At 58.7% G+C, this 15,343-nt stretch carries 12 protein-coding genes; 6 read left to right on the top strand and 6 right to left on the bottom strand.

Annotated elements, in window-relative coordinates; translation table 11 throughout:
• The 6 genes from FGO67_RS07950 to FGO67_RS07925 form a co-directional block, all read right to left on the bottom strand.
• Entirely contained in the window at nucleotides 1-3,774 is a 3,774-nt protein-coding gene (locus FGO67_RS07950; RefSeq protein ID WP_203300208.1) for a YhdP family phospholipid transporter, read from the bottom strand.
• Nucleotides 3,775-3,814: 40 nt separating this feature from the next.
• Nucleotides 3,815-5,293, bottom strand: coding sequence for a ribonuclease G (rng, locus tag FGO67_RS07945; RefSeq protein ID WP_203300207.1), 1,479 nt, complete (start codon nucleotides 5,291-5,293; stop codon nucleotides 3,815-3,817).
• The gene (locus FGO67_RS07940; RefSeq protein WP_203300206.1) at nucleotides 5,290-5,892 is read right to left on the bottom strand and encodes a Maf family protein; all 603 of its coding nucleotides are present in this window, start codon (nucleotides 5,890-5,892) and stop codon (nucleotides 5,290-5,292) included. The genes rng and FGO67_RS07940 overlap by 4 nt, the downstream gene beginning before the upstream one ends.
• Before the next feature lie 2 nt (nucleotides 5,893-5,894).
• Nucleotides 5,895-6,371: a rod shape-determining protein MreD gene (mreD, locus tag FGO67_RS07935; protein ID WP_203300205.1), complete on the bottom strand. Its 477-nt coding sequence runs from the start codon at nucleotides 6,369-6,371 to the stop codon at nucleotides 5,895-5,897.
• A complete protein-coding gene (gene mreC / locus FGO67_RS07930; protein ID WP_420844510.1) occupies nucleotides 6,371-7,204 on the bottom strand; it encodes a rod shape-determining protein MreC in 834 nt (277 codons plus the stop codon). The genes mreD and mreC overlap by 1 nt, the downstream gene beginning before the upstream one ends.
• Nucleotides 7,205-7,278: 74 nt before the next feature.
• Complete coding sequence (locus FGO67_RS07925; RefSeq protein WP_041343930.1) at nucleotides 7,279-8,319, bottom strand: rod shape-determining protein; 1,041 nt, start codon at nucleotides 8,317-8,319, stop codon at nucleotides 7,279-7,281.
• Nucleotides 8,320-8,634: 315 nt separating this feature from the next.
• Here FGO67_RS07925 and gatC point away from each other — a divergent pair, with 315 nt between their 5' ends.
• The 6 genes from gatC to cysN all read left to right on the top strand — a co-directional run bounded on the left by gatC (nucleotide 8,635) and on the right by cysN (nucleotide 15,277).
• Nucleotides 8,635-8,922 (top strand): Asp-tRNA(Asn)/Glu-tRNA(Gln) amidotransferase subunit GatC, encoded by a 288-nt coding sequence (gene gatC, locus FGO67_RS07920; protein ID WP_041341056.1) that lies wholly within the window; start codon nucleotides 8,635-8,637, stop codon nucleotides 8,920-8,922.
• A 29-nt stretch (nucleotides 8,923-8,951) separates the two neighbouring features.
• Nucleotides 8,952-10,409 (top strand): Asp-tRNA(Asn)/Glu-tRNA(Gln) amidotransferase subunit GatA, encoded by a 1,458-nt coding sequence (gene gatA, locus FGO67_RS07915; RefSeq protein WP_203300204.1) that lies wholly within the window; start codon nucleotides 8,952-8,954, stop codon nucleotides 10,407-10,409.
• A 23-nt stretch (nucleotides 10,410-10,432) separates the two neighbouring features.
• Nucleotides 10,433-11,884: an Asp-tRNA(Asn)/Glu-tRNA(Gln) amidotransferase subunit GatB gene (gatB, locus tag FGO67_RS07910; RefSeq protein WP_203300203.1), complete on the top strand. Its 1,452-nt coding sequence runs from the start codon at nucleotides 10,433-10,435 to the stop codon at nucleotides 11,882-11,884.
• 245 nt (nucleotides 11,885-12,129) lie between these two features.
• Nucleotides 12,130-12,540 (top strand): PilZ domain-containing protein, encoded by a 411-nt coding sequence (locus tag FGO67_RS07905; protein WP_203300202.1) that lies wholly within the window; start codon nucleotides 12,130-12,132, stop codon nucleotides 12,538-12,540.
• A gap of 90 nt (nucleotides 12,541-12,630) precedes the next feature.
• On the top strand, nucleotides 12,631-13,617 hold the full coding sequence (cysD, locus tag FGO67_RS07900; protein WP_338039571.1) for a sulfate adenylyltransferase subunit CysD: 987 nt from the start codon (nucleotides 12,631-12,633) through the stop codon (nucleotides 13,615-13,617).
• A gap of 1 nt (nucleotide 13,618) precedes the next feature.
• Entirely contained in the window at nucleotides 13,619-15,277 is a 1,659-nt protein-coding gene (gene cysN, locus FGO67_RS07895) for a sulfate adenylyltransferase subunit CysN (protein ID WP_203300200.1), read from the top strand.
• The last annotated feature ends 66 nt before the right edge of the window (nucleotides 15,278-15,343 follow it).

Below are 15,343 nucleotides of genomic sequence, written 5' to 3'. Positions count from 1 at the left end.
TCATTCGCCATTATCGAATACTCGCCGGAGATCCACCTTCGGGTCGTCCCAGGTGCCGGTCACCCCGTAGGACGCGCTGGTGAGCTTGCTTAAAGGATCGCCCAGAATCTTGTCCAGAACAAACAAGGCCCCACCTATGGGTGCCCCGGCGCCCATCAGCAAAGCTGCCAACGGCAGGTTCTGGGTCAGCGGCAAGACCACCACCAGCCGCATGTCCAGGGTCTCGGTTGCAATGTCGGTTGAACCACTGAGCTTAAAGGCGCCGGACGGACCCACCACCTGCAGCTCCGGATCCATATTAACCCGCCCGTCCACCAGTTGTGCCCGACCGGAAATGGCATCGAAGGCCACACCACGCTCATAGAGATCCGAGAAATCCAGCTTCAACCGGCGCCAAAGGGTATCGGCATTCAACAAATTGAAGACCCGGAAGACCTGGGCCGTGTTGTTCTGCTCGAGAATGATGCCCTCGTCCAGCCGGAGGCTGACCGACCCGTTCAAAGCAGCGAGTGAAATCTCATCCGGGCGGCCCGGCCAGTCCAGATCGAGTTCAATATTGGTGCTTTCGTTGGTCAGCGGAATCTCGGTTCTGAACAAGCTGTTCAGGTCGGCCACCTTGCCACCGGTGACCGAACCGGCAAACCGGCTTGTCTCTCGGTCATCGATGATACTCCAGCTCATATCCCCGACCAGAGTCAATGATTTAAGCCGGCCCTCAATGCCCTCCACCGCCAGCCGGTAAGGTGCGGGGCGCAGCTTGAATGACCAGGTTCCCAGGGTTTCATCGTTCAGCTGAAGATCGGCAATCGAAACATTCACATCGGGCCACTCGCCCATATCGAGATCCCGAAAGGCCTGCAGCTGCTCCTCAAAGGTCAGAAGCTCTCGCTCCTCCTGCTCCGCTTGGTCGTCTCGCGTTAGCCGCACGCGCTCGAAGTCCGCCATCACAGTGCTGCCATCATCGGGCACCGCTATACGGCCCAGGGCCCTCTCGGAGTTGGTGGTCACTACCCAGCGGTCGCCCAGATCCAGAGCTTCTATCTGAATGTCATCGAGGGTATGGCGCCCCAGGTAGAGATGCCCAAGATTGAACTCCAGCCCCGTACGCTTCCAGAGCACATCAAACGATGCCCGGTTTTCCCAGGTACCGGAGACCGCAAGGCCACCGGGTGCCTGCGGATCAATGGTCGCCTCAAGAGGGGCAGATTCGTCGGCCGATTTCGCCAACGGTTGCGGCCAGGCAACTTCGACACCTTGCAGGTCTGACCGCACCCAGATCTTGGAGCTGGCATTCTCGCTAACCTCCAGGCCGGCCGCATAGTCCAGGGTTCCGCTAAGCCCCAATGTGCGTCCCGGCGCCACCCCGGCCGCGGCAAGCAACTCGGCCGTCGGGTATTGCCCGGTCTGTCGAATCGAGAGCGCCTCGCCGGACGCGCTACTGGACAGGCGTATACGTACCGGTGCATCCAGGAACCGGGCCGTCAATGGCCCCCCAGAAATACCTTCGGCCGATTGATAAGCCAGCTCGCCACTGACCTCTTCCCAGGCCAGGCCCGCTGGTGGGTAAGACACTGTTGCCTTGTCCGCGCTCACGCGGGCGTCCACCGAAACCTCCCCCTCGGCACCCAGCGGTAGCGAGATACCAAGGCCCAGCCGATACTGGCCGCCGAATTCAAGACGGTGGGCCTCTGAGCCTGCCATTTCGCCCAATGGACTGTTGTCCATCCAGAACCTGACCGCCTCGCCGGGTACATCGGCGGCTGCATCGACAACCACAACCGTACCCTGCTCATCGGGTACCACCTTCACTTTACTGGAAGCCAGGTTCAGGCCGCCGGTTTGCGCCTGGTCCAGGGTCACCCGGGTATCGAGACCATTGACCACCACCTGACCACGGGCATCTGTCACGTCCGGCCAGCGCGGGTCATAGCGGACGCTGGCGTTCTCGAAATTAAACTCCATGGAAGATACGAATGAACCCGGTGGTGCATCCGAGCCGATCTGGCCATGGCCGTAATAAACCCCGGAAGTAACGTCAGCCCGGGTGATCGAGGTGGTCAGCCAATCGTACAGCTCGGTGCTCACGACCTTGCTCGGAATGAAGTCTTCTAAAGCGCTTTCATCGGCCCCTTCCAACCCTACCTTGAGGCCCAGATTGTCCTCGCCAGCGCGACTGAGTTTCAGGTCGAAAGCGCCAGTAAGCGCCGGGCCGTCGAGCTGGCGCATGCGAATGTCGTCGGAGAATACCCGGGTAATGCCATCCTCCAGCTGCCAGGCCACCAGACCGTCCAGCTGGGATAATGCCCACCCGTTTTCATACAGCTGAGGGAAGGACAAACGCACAGGCGCGTCGGCAGTGTCTATCTGGACATAGCCGGCGTTACGGGCAACATACAGCATCCCGGATAACCCACTTACACCCGGAGCCCCCCGGTAGGCTTCAACACTCAGGTCACGCAGCTGTCCGGTGAGTTCAAAGGTGTTGTCGTCGCCGCGATCCGGCAACCAAAGGGACACCTGGTCCAAATAACCTCTGGGCCGGTAATTCTCGAGGGCATCGGCGCCCCTCTCGGGCAATATGGGTAGGCGGGAAATCAGCCTTCTGGTGGGCCCGAGCGGTAACGCATCGGCAATGACAGTGACGCCACCCTCTTCCGGCATCAGGCGCAGACTGAACGGCGACACCTGGTTACCGTTCCAGGTCCACTCCAGCTGCTTGAGGTGCCACTCCCCGGGGCCCTCAGACTGTTCGGAAGTACCTTCTGTCTGATTGGAACCTGCCTCGAGCGCCCCCGCCGCAAAACGACGCCAACCGAACCGGGCCCGGATATTTTCAATCGGGGCCAAGGATTCGCGGCCAACGCCAAGCTGAAGATAAGGTGTCCGAACCGTTCCGGTGACCTGCAGGAGCTCACCATCACGGAAGGTCAGCCAGGCCTCACCGCCGAGATCAAAACCCTCCACCCGAATGGATCGCCACTGGTAGTCATCGATCAGGCCATCAAACAGCCGACCGGAATTCACATCCAGATAAAGCTGACCGGTGAAATCACCGCGGAAGAAGTGCTTTCCAACCAGACTGAAACTGGCCAGCTGTTCAGTGGTTCCAGACTTGATAGCTCGTCCGGAGGCTCGGAAAAGCCCCTTGCGGTACACCAGGTCCAGCTGGGGCACATCAACCGTGCGGACATTGCCCTGGTTGTCCCGGATGCCCAGACTCAACCGGGTGATTTTGACGTAGGGCTCAGACAGCCACTTCCCGGCCAGATTGAGCCAATCTTTCAGGCGGTGATTCACCGGCTCGGGCAGCTCGGCGCCTCGCACTTCAACTTCCCCCGACTCGGACTGGTTCAGCGCAAGCTCAACGCCATCCACTTCGAAGTCTTCAAATACCACCCGCATGCGAAGCAACGAAGACAGGAAATCGAATCGCACCTGAAGGTGATCAACCCGGGCTACGGTGACGTCGGAGTCCGGGTTGGCAATACTGATATTCCGGGCGGTAAAGGAGGGGTCGAGCCAGAACCAGCGCGATGACAGGCTGCCGATCGCAACATCGTGACCGATGCGCGCGGAGAGCGCTTCGGCCAGATCGTCAGCAAAAGTATCGACATTGCGGGTGAGTTGGCGCCCTACCCCTGCGTATAACGCAAAGACAATAAGCACCACTAGCAGGAACCACCACACCAGGCTGGAGAGCCTGGCGGCAACTTTAACCGGCGGGCTCTCTGCCATGTGTTCCGGCCAGGGCTGCTCGCGGTCGTCGTGGGACATCAGCGAGCCCTATACGCCATATTGGCAGGCTGAAATCGAATCAGAGCAGAACCACATCGTACTGCTCCTGGCTGTAAAACGGCTCGACCTGAAATCGAATGGTCTTGCTGATGAAGGTTTCAAGATCGGCGACATTGTCGGACTCTTCATCCAGCAATCGGTCAACCACACTCTGAGACGCCATCACCAGATAGTTTTCGGCCTCATAGGCCCGGTTCACCCGCAAGATTTCACGGAAGATCTCGTAGCACACGGTTTCACTGGTTTTCAGGAAGCCGCGACCATCACAGATCGGGCAGGGTTCACACAGAACCTGACCGAGGCTTTCGGTGGTGCGCTTGCGGGTCATCTCCACCAGCCCCAGTTCGGAAACACCGGTGATCTTGGTCTTGGCGTGGTCCCGCTCCAGCATCTTCTCCAGCATCCGGTGCACCTGGCGCTGATGCTCGGTATCTTCCATGTCGATAAAATCGATGATGATGATGCCGCCGAGATTGCGCAGCCGTACCTGACGGCTGATCGCCCGCGCCGCTTCCAGGTTGGTCTTGAAAATGGTCTCTTCCAGGTTCCGATGCCCGACGAATCCACCGGTGTTGATATCGATGGTGGTCATGGCTTCGGTCTGATCGATGATCACGTAACCGCCCGACTTGAGCTGCACCTTGCGACTGAGGGCCTTCTGGATCTCGTCCTCGACCGAATAAAGATCGAAGATCGGACGCTCGCCCGGGTAGTACTCCACCTTGTCTGCAAATTCGGTGACGAACTCTTCCACGAACTCCATCACGCGCTGGTGGCTCTCGCGGCTGTCGATGCGCACTTTCTCCGTTTGCGGGCGGATCAAATCCCGAATGGTGCGGATAAACAGGGGCAAATCCTGATACACCACCGCCGGCGCCTGCACCTTTGAAATGCGCTCATGAATCGACTGGCTAAGGCGATGCAGGTAGGTCATATCGCCGATCAGCTCGTCGGAGGAGGCCGCTTCGGCTGCGGTGCGGATGATGTAGCCACCTTCCACTTCAGTCTCTTCTTCAGCTGCGCCTTCCACCAGCCCCTTCAAACGAGCACGCTCGGTGTCGTCCTCAATGCGCTGGGAGATACCCACGTGGCTGACACCCGGCATGAAGACCAGATAGCGCGATGGAATCGACAGTTGAGTGGTCAGGCGTGCGCCTTTGGTTCCGATCGGATCCTTGGTGACCTGTACTACCAGAGACTGCCCCTCACGGAGCAGTGTCCGGATATCGGGCACGGTCTTCGGACCATCATTGGAATCGTCTGGTCCGGACTGGGAGATCACATCCGAGGCGTGGATAAAAGCCGCCCGCTCCAGGCCGATATCAACAAACGCCGCTTCCATGCCCGGGAGGACTCTGACCACTTTGCCCTTGTAGATATTGCCGACGATGCCCTTACGGCTGGTGCGCTCAATATAGGCTTCCTGCAACATACCGTTCTCAACCAGCGCTACGCGGGTTTCGACGGGGGTCACGTTGATCAGAATCTCTTCACTCATGTACGGTTCTCCAGACTGTTTGGCCAGTTTTCCCAGACCGGATGACCGGCATCCGCCAACAAGGCGGCGGTTTCCTGCAACGGCAAACCCACTACAGCACTGTAACTGCCCCGCAGGTCACTGACAAAAATACCACCAAGGCCCTGAATTCCATAGCTTCCCGCCTTGTCCATCGGTTCGCCGCTGGCAACATAGGCTACTACCTCTGCCTGCGACAGCTTGCGGAACTGGACGTCGGTGACCACGACCCGGCATTCGCACTGTCCCCCCTGGGCTAGCGCTACCGCAGTCATCACCTGGTGGCTGGCGCCGGACAGCCGCATAAGGGTAGCAACGGCCTCCTCCTGATCCGCCGGCTTGCCAAGGATGACGCCATCCAGCACCACCGAGGTATCCGAGCCCAGCACCATAGCACCCGGGGAGGAGGCGGCGACCGCCAGGGCCTTGTCGCGGGCCAATCGCTCCACGTAGTACTCAGCGGTTTCATTCGGAAGAGGGGTTTCGTCAACGTCTGCTGGCTGCACCGAAAAAGTGACGCCAATTTGTCGCAACAGCTCGGATCGTCTGGGGGAAGCCGACGCGAGAATGATGGTGGACATGCTCATCCCAACTTACGGTTGATGTTATCAAGAAGTACGCAGAATACCGGCCACGCCAGCGCGCTGGTCAGGGCCGGCCAAAGGTAGCTGAATCCGGCATCGTCGGCGCCGAGCATCTGCTTGATAAAATGCACGAGCATCTGATTGATACCCAACAGCAGGAACACCATCAGGCACTGCTGCGGCATTGGGTACATCCGAAGGCGCTGATGTATCGTTAACACCAGAAAGGCGACCAGCCCCATGGCCAGCGCGTTGACACCCAGCGGCGTTGCTTCAAGCACATCCAGCAGCAACCCTAGAATCCAGGCCAGGAGAATGCCGAACTGAGCCGGAGCCCGGAACGTCCAGTAGAACACCACCAGCCCAAGCCACTCTGGACGGAACTCAAACCAGCCAACCGGAAAAAGCGAAATACTCAGAACCAGCGCCACTGCGACCGACAGGGCAAATACCGGATAACTGATTACGGACAGCATCAGCCTTCCCCCTCTTCGGACATTTCAACGCCGGCCTCGGATTCGGCAGCAGCCTCAACCTCAGCAGTTGTCGGCGGAAACACCACCAACACCAGGCGACTTTGGTTCAGCTGGGCCCGCGGGACCGCCTCAATAGCCACAAACGGCTCGCCGGGTTCCTTATTGATCAGGCTGACCTCAGCCACCGGGTAACCTCGAGGAAAACGCCCACCGAGACCGGAACTGACCAGCAGATCCCCTTCGCGAATATCGGCGGTATCGGGTACATGGACCAGATCCAGGGTTGAGGTGTCACCCGTCCCGAGCAAGATGGCCCGCAAGCCGTTGCGCACCACCTCGACGGGCACCGCGTGGCTGCTGTCTGACACCAACAGCACCCGGGAGGTAATCTGGCTGGTCTGCACCACCTGCCCCATCAGGCCCTGGGCATCGAGCACCGCCTGGCCAATCCGCAAGCCGTCACTGCGGCCTTTGTTGATGATCACTTCATGGGAGAACGGATCGGGGGAAACGCCGACAACCTCGCCAACGATCACACGGTCATCCAGCACCTCGGAGGAATTCATCAGTCGACGGAGTTCATTGTTTTCGGACGCCAGCGCAGCGTATTTCAGCGCCCTGCGTTCAAGGATGAGCAGGCGAGCCTTGAGGTCCTCGTTTTCCTGCTGCAGATCTTCCTTGTTTTCAAACAGGCCGGAGAACCAGCCACCGAACTCGGAGGGAGCGTTGCCCAGCCAGTACACGGGAGCGAGCCCGGTGGCGATGGTACTGCGAACGGAAGAGAGTTTATCAAAACGGGCATCGGCAACCACGAGGGCTGCCGACAGGATAATGATGAGAAAGAGTCTGAAGCCCGGAACCGGTCCCTGGACGAAGATGGTTTTAATGGCAAATCCTCCCTACGGGCTTATCCCTCCTGGGAGAACATTCCAATACCACCCCGATCAATAACCTCCAGTGCCTTGCCGCCACCACGGGCGACACAGGTGAGCGGATCTTCGGCAATGATAACCGGCAGGCCGGTTTCTTCGCTGATCAGCTTATCCAGGCCACGCAGCAATGCACCGCCGCCCGTCAGCACGATACCGCGCTCGGCGATGTCAGAGGCCAGCTCGGGCGGAGACTGTTCCAGCGCGCTTTTAACGGTCTGGACGATCTGCGCCAGCGATTCCTGCAGCGCATCGAGGATTTCTTCACTGTTGAGGGTGAAGGCCCGCGGCACACCCTCGGCCAGGTTTCGGCCACGCACGTCGATCTCGCGAATTTCGAGGCCTTCGTAGGCACAGCCGATTTCATGCTTGATGCGCTCTGCGGTAGAGTCGCCGATCAGGCTGCCGTAGTTGCGGCGAACGTAAGTCACAATGGCTTCGTCAAACTTGTCACCTCCGACCCGGACTGACTCGGCGTAAACAATACCGTTGAGCGAGATGATGGCGATTTCTGTCGTGCCACCACCGATATCAACGATCATGGAGCCACTGGCTTCCTCGACCGGCAGGCCGGCACCAATGGCCGCTGCCATCGGCTCTTCAATGAGGAACACTTCCCGCGCGCCAGCGCCCAGGGCCGATTCCCGGATGGCCTTGCGCTCAACCTGGGTCGACTTGCTCGGCACACACACCAGTACCCGCGGGCTCGGCGTGATAAAGCTGTTCTCGTGCACCTTGTGAATAAAGTGCTGCAACATTTTCTCGGTAACCACGAAGTCGGCGATCACACCATCCTTCATCGGGCGGATGGCGGTAATGTTGCCCGGCGTCCGGCCCAGCATGCGCTTGGCTTCGGCACCAACGGCGGCCACCATCTTCTGGGAGTTGTTGGTGCGAATAGCCACAACCGACGGCTCATTCAGCACAATGCCGCGCTCACGCACATAAATAAGGGTGTTGGCGGTGCCCAGGTCGATGGACAGGTCGCTGGAGAATAAGCCTCGGAGTCTTTTGATCAACATTCGTGTAGTTTCAACCTGAGAGTTGCAGTCGCAAAAAAGATGCGGCAACTTTAGCAGCGAGCACCCCCACAGGCAAGGTGAGAACGGGCCTCAAGCCTTACGATTCACACATTTACCCGGTGGATTGGGGCCTCCCGCCTTTGTTCGAATCTGTTACCATACGCACTTTATTTTTGGCTTTGGGGGCGGGCCGCTCGAAGATTCCCTTTCAAATCATCCTACGAGCCTCTTTTTGTGCGCTTGTAGCGGGCCAGAGCCGCTCTCACCAAGATTGTTTTGTTAACGAGTTTTCATTTACCTGGGAGGCAACGCGTGACCATTTCCCGTGAGGACATTGAAAAAGTCGCTGTGCTCGCCCGCATTCGTGTGGACGACGAGCAAGTCTCAGCCCTTGAGAACGATCTGGGCAACATTCTGGATCTGGTTGACCAGCTCAGCGCGGCAGACACCGACGCGGTTGAGCCCCTGGCCCACCCACTGGACGCCGTTCAGCGCCTGCGCCCGGACGAAGTAACCGAGACCAATCAGCGGGAGGCCTTTCAGGCCATCGCCCCGGCCACCGAGAACGGCCTTTATCTCGTGCCTCGTGTCATCGAGTGATCTGACGACCAGCGAATTCAGGAATCATCATGCATAACAAATCCGTAGCTGAGCTTTCCCGCGACCTGGAGAGCGGCAAGGTATCAAGCGTGGAGCTGGCACAGCAGTTCCTCGACCGAATCAAGCAGCAAGACGATCAATTCAACAGTTTCATCAGCGTGACCGAAGACCAGGCACTGGCCGATGCCAAGGCCGCCGACGAACAACGGGCCGCCGGCAACGCCACACCCTGGACTGGCATCCCATTCGCCCACAAGGATATTTTCTGCACCAGCGGCGTGCGGACCACCTGCGGCTCCCGGATGCTGGAGAACTTTGTACCACCGTACAACGCCACGGTTACCGAGAACTTCCGAAAGGCGGGCGCCGTGTGTCTGGGCAAGACCAACATGGACGAGTTCGCCATGGGGTCATCCAACGAATCCAGCCACTTCGGCCCGGTCACCAACCCCTGGGGCCTGAGCAACGGTGAAAAGCGGGTTCCCGGCGGTTCTTCCGGTGGCTCGGCAGCGGCCGTTGCGGCGCGCCTGGTGCCGGCAGCCACGGCCACCGATACCGGCGGCTCGATTCGCCAGCCGGCGGCATTGTGCGGCATCACCGGATTGAAACCGACTTACGGACGCGTATCCCGGTACGGCATGATCGCCTTTGCTTCCAGCCTGGATCAGGGCGGCACCATGGCGCGCACGGCCGAAGACAACGCCCTGATGCTGAACGTCATGGCGGGCTTTGACCCGAAAGACTCCACTTCCGTAGACCGGGCTGTGCCCGACTACACCGCCACGCTGAACGAACCTTTAAAAGGCCTCCGTATCGGCTTGCCGAAGGAGTACTTCTCGGATCAGCTCAGCCCGGCAATGGAAGAACAGGTCCGTGCCGCGGTAAAGGAGTACGAGAAGCTGGGCGCGACGGTGAAAGAGGTGTCCCTGCCCAACGCCAAGCTGGCGATTGCCGCTTACTACGTGATCGCCCCGGCCGAGGCATCGGCCAACCTGTCACGCTTCGACGGCGTTCGCTACGGCTACCGCTGTGAAGACCCGAAAGACCTGATGGATCTGTACACCCGCACCCGGGCTGAAGGCTTTGGCACCGAGGTCAAGCGCCGAATTCTCGTTGGCACCTACGCGTTGTCGGCCGGCTACTTCGATGCTTATTACCTCAAGGCCCAGAAGGTACGCCGACTGATCCAGCAGGATTTCATCAACGCCTTCAAGGAAGTGGACGTGCTAATGAGCCCGACCACCCCCTCCCCGGCTTTCGCCCAGGGCGAGAAAACCAGCGATCCGGTCACCATGTATCTGGAAGACATCTTCACGATTGCCGTGAACCTGGCGGGCGTGCCGGCGATGTCGGTACCGGCCGGTTTCGTCGATGGGCTTCCGGTTGGCCTGCAGATCATTGCCAACTACTTTGACGAGGCGCGACTTCTGAACGCCGCTCATCAATTCCAGCAGGTGACCGACTGGCACCAGCGTGAACCGCAATAAGCCCGAGATAGGAGAGTTACGCCATGCAATGGGACATTGTGATCGGGCTGGAAATTCACGTTCAGCTCGCGACCCAAACCAAGATTTTTTCCGGCTCCAGCACCGCGTACGGGGCTGAGCCGAACACCCAGGCCAATGCGGTCGACCTGGCTATGCCGGGCACCCTGCCGGTGCCCAACGAGCAGGCCTTCCGGTACGCCATCATGTTCGGCCTGGCGGTAAACGCCGAGATCGAACGCCGCTCGGTGTTTGAGCGCAAGAACTACTTCTACCCGGACTTGCCAAAGGGCTACCAGACCACTCAGCTGGAGCGCCCCATCGTCGGCCCCGGCCATGTAGACATCGATCTGGCCAACGGCCAGACCAAGCGGGTGCGCATCCACCACGCCCACCTGGAAGAAGATGCCGGCAAATCCCTGCACGAAGACTTCCATGGCATGACCGGCGTGGACCTGAACCGGGCCGGCACGCCACTGATTGAAGTGGTCACCGAGCCAGATATGAGCAACGCCGAAGAAGCCGTGGCATTCGCGAAAAAGCTGCACAGCCTGGTGACCTCGCTGGGCATTTGCGACGGCGATATGTCCCAGGGCTCCATGCGCTTTGATGTGAACATTTCCCTCAAGCCAAAGGGCTCGGACACACTCGGCACCCGCACCGAAACCAAGAACCTGAACTCGTTCCGGTTCATGGAGCAGGCCATCGCCCACGAAGTCGAGCGGCAGATGGACATCCTGGAAGACGGCGGCGTGATCGTGCAGGAAACACGCCTGTACAACGGCGACCGGGACGAATCGCGCTCCATGCGCACCAAGGAGGAAGCCAACGACTACCGCTACTTCCCCTGCCCAGACCTGCTTCCGGTCGAGATCGACGACGCCTTTATCGAGCACGCGCGCAGCCGCCTGCCAGAATTGCCAGACGCCCGCAAAGCCCGCTTCAAGGAGCAGTACAGCCTGAACGATTACGATGCTGGCCTGCTAAGCGGCGATGCGAAGCTGTCTGCGTTTTTCGAGGAGGCGGTCAGCCACGGCAAAGATGCCAAGCTCACGGCCAACTGGATTCAGGGCGAGTTCTCCGCACGCCTGAACGCAGAGGAAAAGACCGTGGCCGAATCGCCCATCACCGGTGCGCAACTCGGCGACCTGATCGTCCGGATTGCCGACAACACCGTATCGTCCTCCGGCGCGAAAAAGGTGTTTGAAACTCTCTGGAATGGCGAGAGCGACAACGTGGACGCCATCATCGACGCCCAGGGCCTGAAGCAGGTTTCCGACACCGGCGAACTGGAAAAGATGGTCGACGAGGTACTTGCCGGCATGCCAGACCAGGTCGCTCAGTACCAGGGCGAGGACGATCCGAAGAAACGCAAGAAGATGCTGGGAGGCTTTATGGGGCCGCTCATGAAGGCCTCAAAAGGGCAAGGAAACCCCAAGCTGTTCAATGAGATCCTGGTGAAAAAGCTCGGAGGCTAACGCCTTCCGTTATGGTCCGGGGCAGATCGCCGCGATCGTCCCCGGACCAAATCTCCCTCACTTCTCGCCCCGCGCTTTGTGATGGCCTTTTCAAAAAACTGCAACAAATCTGCCACAAAGAACGACACGCTTCTTGCTGACCACAAAGTAAACAACTAAACTTTTCTAAGTTTAAGTGTTTTTTCTGGAAAGGATTTTTGGAAAAAGCAGCCGTTTGGAATACCAGTTACGTCAGATAAGTAACCATGAAACCAGCTGCCATAAAACCAAATCTACGCAACCAACAGCGTGTTGATGTCTCGACCGAAATCACCGTCGAGAAACCCGATGGTTGCTGCCTGAAATGCACCGTCGCGAACCTTTCGCGCACCGGCGTCATGATTTCCTGCAGCCAAGATGCCGTCCAAGCCCTGATCCCTGCCCAGCAAAGCCCTGCCCCCGGCAATTGGGTTTCGGTGAAAACCCGTTTCTCGGTACCTGTCGTTGCAAAACAGCCCGTCTCAATTTCAGCTGGCGGTCACATCGTGCATATGCGTCGGATTGCCCGGAATGAATTTCATCTCGGCATTCAGTTTTCTGAGTTTGAAGACAACGGCTTCGAATACGTGGATCAATACGTCGCCAAGCTGTTGGCTGACTCCTGCAACAAGGCCTGACACCAGGCCCTGCAGCGGAGCTATCACGCCCACAACGCCATCCTTGCCGCTATATTATTATAACCCCAAACTCTAGTTGGGGCGCTTCTTATACCCTCCCCCAATCTGGTATCATTTCAGGTCAAATTTGCACAGCCAACAGGGTCCGCATCGCGGCATCGGAATACCATGACCACATACAACCTCACGCACCTGAAACAGCTGGAAGCGGAAAGCATCCACATCATCCGGGAAGTGGCAGCCGAGTTTGACAACCCGGTCATGCTCTACTCCATCGGCAAGGATTCTGCCGTGATGCTGCATCTTGCCCGCAAAGCGTTTTATCCCGGCAAACCTCCGTTCCCGCTGATGCACGTGGACACCACCTGGAAGTTTAAGGAAATGATCGATTTCCGTGACCGCAAGGTGAAGGAATACGGTCTCGACCTGATCGTTCACAAAAACGAAGAAGGGATAAAGCAAGGCGTTGGCCCGTTCACCCATGGCAGCGCCAAGCACACCGATATCATGAAAACCCAGGCCCTCAAGCAGGCCCTGGACAAGTACAAGTTCGATGCCGCGTTCGGCGGTGCCCGGCGCGATGAGGAAAAATCCCGAGCCAAGGAGCGCGTCTATTCGTTCCGGGATGAATACCATCGCTGGGACCCCAAAAACCAGCGCCCTGAGCTGTGGAACATCTACAACGGCAAAATCAACAAGGGTGAAAGCATCCGCGTGTTCCCGCTCTCCAACTGGACTGAGCTGGACATCTGGCAGTACATCTACCTTGAGAATATTGAAATCGTTCCCCTGTACTACTCTGCCAAGCGCCCGGTGGTTGAGCGTGACGGCACCCTAATCATGGTGGACGACGATCGCATGCCCCTGAAAGAAGGCGAGAAGCCGATGATGAAGTCGGTCCGATTCCGAACCTTGGGCTGCTACCCGCTGACCGGTGCCATTGAATCCGAGGCAGACACCCTGCCCGAAATCATCCAGGAGATGTTGCTGGCCACCAGCTCCGAACGTCAGGGCCGGGTAATTGACCACGATTCAGCCGGCTCCATGGAACAGAAAAAGCGGGAAGGGTATTTCTAAGATGTCACACCAGTCTGATCTGATTGCAGAAGATATTCAGGCCTACCTGAAGCAACACGAAAACAAAGAGCTGCTGCGCCTGCTGACCTGCGGCAGCGTTGACGATGGCAAGAGCACCCTGATCGGCCGCCTGCTCCACGACACCAAGATGATCTACGAAGATCATATGGCGAGCCTGAAAACCGACAGCGCGAAGATGGGCACCACGGGCGAGAAGCTGGACCTGGCCCTGCTGGTCGACGGCCTGCAGGCGGAGCGTGAACAGGGCATCACCATTGATGTGGCCTACCGCTTCTTCTCCACAGACAAGCGAAAGTTCATCATTGCCGACACTCCGGGCCACGAGCAGTACACCCGCAACATGGCCACCGGCGCCTCCACGGCCCAGCTGGCCATCCTGATGATCGATGCCCGCCAGGGCGTTCTGACACAAACCCGTCGCCATTCGTACATTGCGTCACTCCAGGGCATCCGACACATTGTTGTCGCCATCAACAAGATGGACCTGGTGGATTACAGCGAAGAGCGCTTCAACGAAATCAAGGACGAGTACCTGGCGTTTGCTGCCAAGCTCGGCCTGAAAGACATTCGCTTTGTTCCAATCTCCGCTTTGGAAGGCGACAACGTCGTCAACAAGAGCGAGAACACGCCCTGGTTCACCGGCCAGCCGCTGATGGAAATTCTGGAGACCGTCGAAGTTGCACGGGACAAGAATCTTGAGCACTTCCGGTTCCCGGTTCAATACGTGACCCGCCCTAACCTGAATTTCCGTGGTTTCTGCGGCACGATTGCCTCCGGCGTTATTCGCCCGGGCGACAAAGTCATGGCGCTGCCGTCTCGCAAGACCAGCACCGTCAAAGATATTGTCACCTTCGATGGCAACCTCGAAGAAGCCTACATTGATCAGGCGGTCACCCTGACCCTGGCCGACGAAATCGACATCAGCCGTGGCGACATGCTGGTCAAGCCGGAAGACGAGCCAGAAGTGGGCAACCGCTTCAACGCCAACATCGTCTGGATGACCGACGCGCCGCTGGAAACGGGTCGGCTATACGACATCAAGCTGGGTCCCACCTTTACTTCGGGCACGGTAAAGAAGATCCATCACCAGACCGACGTCAACACGCTTGAGCAGCAGGCCAATCCTGACAAGCTCCAGTTGAACGAAATCGGCCTGTGCGAGCTGACCCTCAACCAGCCCATCGCGTTCGATGCGTACCAGCGCAACCACGCCACGGGCAGTTTCATCGTGATCGACCGACTCACCAACGTCACCGTTGGTGCAGGCATGGTTGCCGGCCTGGCAGACGGCATTGAGTCTCTGGACCCGGTCAGCATCGAAGAACGTGAGCGTCGCCTTGCCCAGAAGCCGGCGATCATCGGATGCAGTGGCAAACAGGCGCCAGCACTGGCACTGGCTGTTGAGCGTGCGCTCTTCGATCAGGGCAAGACCGCCGTTGTGGTCACCGAAGACAACGCAGGTGACGCCGACGATCGTCGCCGGACGTCCCAGCTGCTGTCCGCCCACGGCCTGATCGCCGTTGCGGTCAACCTCGGTTCCGATGTAGCCTCTGCCTCCGTTTCCGCTGACAGCGACAAGGAAATTCCTGACGCTGTTGGCCAACTGGTTCAACAGTTGATCCGGAGCAAGCGAATCTGAGCCCTGGGTAGCACACAAGCCCCGCAGGCCAGAGTCGCCTCCGGGGCTTTTTTATTGCACGCGCAG

Origin of the sequence: Marinobacter sediminum, from assembly GCF_016820575.1 — a bacterium.
In the GTDB taxonomy this organism is placed as follows: Bacteria; Pseudomonadota; Gammaproteobacteria; order Pseudomonadales; family Oleiphilaceae; genus Marinobacter; species Marinobacter sediminum.
This window is presented reverse-complemented; position numbering and strand designations above follow the sequence as displayed.

Coding starts and splice junctions, on each gene's coding strand:
- FGO67_RS07950 (WP_203300208.1), bottom strand. CDS start 3,774: ATGTCCCACGACGACCGCGAGCAGCCCTGGCCGGAACACATGGCAGAG.
- rng (WP_203300207.1), bottom strand. CDS start 5,293: ATGAGTGAAGAGATTCTGATCAACGTGACCCCCGTCGAAACCCGCGTA.
- FGO67_RS07940 (WP_203300206.1), bottom strand. CDS start 5,892: ATGTCCACCATCATTCTCGCGTCGGCTTCCCCCAGACGATCCGAGCTG.
- mreD (WP_203300205.1), bottom strand. CDS start 6,371: ATGCTGTCCGTAATCAGTTATCCGGTATTTGCCCTGTCGGTCGCAGTG.
- gatA (WP_203300204.1), top strand. CDS start 8,952: ATGCATAACAAATCCGTAGCTGAGCTTTCCCGCGACCTGGAGAGCGGC.
- gatB (WP_203300203.1), top strand. CDS start 10,433: ATGCAATGGGACATTGTGATCGGGCTGGAAATTCACGTTCAGCTCGCG.
- FGO67_RS07905 (WP_203300202.1), top strand. CDS start 12,130: ATGAAACCAGCTGCCATAAAACCAAATCTACGCAACCAACAGCGTGTT.
- cysN (WP_203300200.1), top strand. CDS start 13,619: ATGTCACACCAGTCTGATCTGATTGCAGAAGATATTCAGGCCTACCTG.